At 63.2% G+C, this 729-nt stretch carries 1 pseudogene; it reads left to right on the forward strand.

From position 1 onward, the window contains the following. A pseudogene (locus RXV88_RS23595) lies at window positions 1-723 on the forward strand (IS3 family transposase); the annotation flags it as partial. Window positions 724-729 lie beyond the last annotated feature (6 nt).

Genomic DNA, 729 nt, shown 5'->3' on the forward strand with positions numbered 1-729 from the left:
TGCCCGTCAGACCGAGCCGGTCCGGCAGGCCTGGACCGAGAGCGGATATCGCAAGCTGACCGACGACCTGCGCGACCGGGGCGAACGCATCTCGGAGAACCGGGTTGCCCGGCTGGCGTCGCCGCGCAGGTGGGCTACAAGCGCCGCCCCGGCCGGTATGGCGGCAAGCCTGCGGTGGTGGCCGAGAACAGGCCGGAGCAGCGGTTCGAGACGTCCGAGCCAGATCAGGTCTGGGTGACCGACATCACCTATCTGAGGACACACGAAGGCTGGCTGTACCTGTGCGTCGTCATCGATCTGTCCTCGCCCCGTGTCGTCGGTTGGTCGGCGCAATCCCGCATGACCACGGACCTTGCTCTGCAGGCTCTGCTGACGGCCGTGTGGCGGCGAAAGCCTGAGGGTCGGGTCACGGTGCATTCTGACCAAGGCGCCCAATTCACCAGCCGCGAGTGGCAGACGTTTCTTCGCCAGCACGACCTCGAACCCAGCATGAGCCGGCGCGGCAATTGCCACGACAACGCGGTCGCCGAAAGCTTCTTGCAACTGCTGAAACGAGAACGGATCAGGCGGAAGACATATCCCACCAGGGACGATGCCAGGCGCGACGTGTTCGACCACATCGAGATGTTCCACAACCCGAAACGCAAGCACACGAACAACGGCATGCTGTCGCCCATTGACTATGAGATCAGACAGCAAAAACTGAACGAGGCAGGTGTCTAGGAAATC

It is taken from the genome of Aestuariicoccus sp. MJ-SS9, from assembly GCF_032586235.1.
Classification (GTDB): domain Bacteria; phylum Pseudomonadota; class Alphaproteobacteria; order Rhodobacterales; family Rhodobacteraceae; genus Aestuariicoccus.